This is a genomic window from Streptococcus pseudopneumoniae, from assembly GCF_001074975.1.
GTDB classification, from domain to species: domain Bacteria; phylum Bacillota; class Bacilli; order Lactobacillales; family Streptococcaceae; genus Streptococcus; species Streptococcus pseudopneumoniae_D.
Window position 1 is genome coordinate 1 of record NZ_JUUO01000030.1, and the last position, 318, is coordinate 318.

Here is a 318-nt window from a genome sequence, read left to right on the forward strand (position 1 = left end):
TACTCTGGAACTTCTGCAACAAGTGAGTCGCCTCCATTCACGCCACCTGTAAACTCTGGCTTAACGACTGTAGGAGCTGGAGAATTACCTAATGTGGATAGAACACCGCTATACTCTGGAACTTCTGCAACAAGTGAGTCGCCCCCATTCACGCCACCTGTAAACTCTGGCTTAGCTACTGTAGGAGCTGGAGAATCTCCTAATGTGGATAGAATACCGCTATACTCTGGAACTTCTGTAACAAGTGAGTCGCCCCCATTCACGCCACCTTTAAACTCTGGCTTAGCTACTGTAGGAGCTGGAGAATCTCCTAATGTG

1 protein-coding gene is annotated in these 318 nt (G+C 48.1%); it reads right to left on the reverse strand.

Features of this window, described 5'->3' with window-relative positions:
* Window positions 1-318: SIALI-17 repeat-containing surface protein (locus ADI86_RS01615; RefSeq protein WP_049531501.1), on the reverse strand; the 318-nt coding region annotated here is incomplete at both ends.